This window comes from Xanthomonas sp. SHU 199 (assembly GCF_000364665.1).
Lineage (GTDB): Bacteria > Pseudomonadota > Gammaproteobacteria > Xanthomonadales > Xanthomonadaceae > Xanthomonas_A > Xanthomonas_A sontii.
The window spans coordinates 1-1,291 of record NZ_AQOI01000537.1 but is presented as its reverse complement, the minus strand read 5'-3'; the positions used below and the strand labels follow the sequence as shown (position 1 = coordinate 1,291).

Below are 1,291 nucleotides of genomic sequence, written 5' to 3'. Positions count from 1 at the left end.
GCGGTCGGCGTGGCGGCCGACGCGACCGGCGAATACGCCACCGCGGTCGGCGGCTTCTCCAGCGCCAGCGGCTTCAACAGCACCGCGCTGGGCAACAGCGCGGTCGCGCAGGGCCGCAACAGCGTGGCGCTAGGCGCCGACGCGGTGGCCGACCGCGACGACAGCGTCTCGGTCGGCAAGGCCGGCGGCGAGCGCCAGATCACCCACGTGGCCGCCGGCACCGAGGCCACCGATGCGGTCAACGTGGCCCAGCTCGACGCGGTCAGGCAGACCGCCGACACCACCGCCAAGTATTTCCAGTCCAGCGGCAGCGACGCCAGCGATGCCGGCGCCTACGTCGAGGGCGCCAATGCGATCGCCGCCGGCGAAGGCGCCAACGCCATCGGCAACGGCGCCAGCGCACTGGGCAGCGGCGCCACCACGCTCGGCGGCAACGCCACCGCGGTCGGCAGCAACGCCACCGCCGTCGGCGCCTCGGCAACGGCGGTCGGCGGCGCGTTGTCGATCGTCGACGAGAACGGCGAGGTGTTGCTGGAAGGCACCACCACCGCGGCCGAGCAGGGCGCCAGCGCGTTCGGCGCCGGCGCGCAGGCCAATGGCGCGTTCTCCACCGCACTGGGCACGGCGGCACGCGCCGACGGCCTGCAGAGCACCGCCACCGGTTTCTCCGCTGCCGCCACCGGGCTGGCCGCGACCGCCAACGGCGGCTTCAGCCAGGCCGGCGGCGATTTCGCTTCCGCGGTCGGCTACGGTGCCAACGCCAGCGGCGGCAATGCCGTGGCGCTGGGCTATTCGAGTCTGGCCAGCGGGGCGTCCAGCACCGCGGTCGGCGGCAGCGTGCTCGGCCTGTTCACCACCGAGGCGCAGGGCGAGGGCGGCAGCGCATTCGGCGCCGGCGCCTGGGCCAACGGTGCGTTCTCCACCTCGGTCGGCTGGCTCAGTTCGGCCGATGGCGCGTCCAGCGCCGCGTTCGGCGCCGCGTCGTGGGCGCAGGCCGACGATTCCACCGCGCTGGGCTATGGCGCCAAGGCCGCGGCCAGCGGCAGCGTCGCGCTCGGCCAGGGATCGGTCGCCGATCGCGCCGACACGGTGTCGGTGGGCAGTGCCGGCAAGGAGCGGCAGATCGCCAACGTCGCCGCCGGCACCGAAGGCACCGATGCGGTGAACCTGGACCAGCTCGACGCGGTCAAGCAGGTGGCCGACGGCACCGCGCGGCTGTTCGCCGGCAGCGGCGACGGCACCGCGCTGGCGCAGGGCCAGCAGGCCACCGCCGCCGGCGCCGATGCGCTGG

At 75.2% G+C, this 1,291-nt stretch carries 1 protein-coding gene; it reads left to right on the top strand.

Going from position 1 to position 1,291, the window contains the following annotated elements:
• Positions 1-1,291 (top strand): hypothetical protein (locus D183_RS25005; protein ID WP_039728123.1); only part of this gene is annotated, 1,291 nt, incomplete at both ends.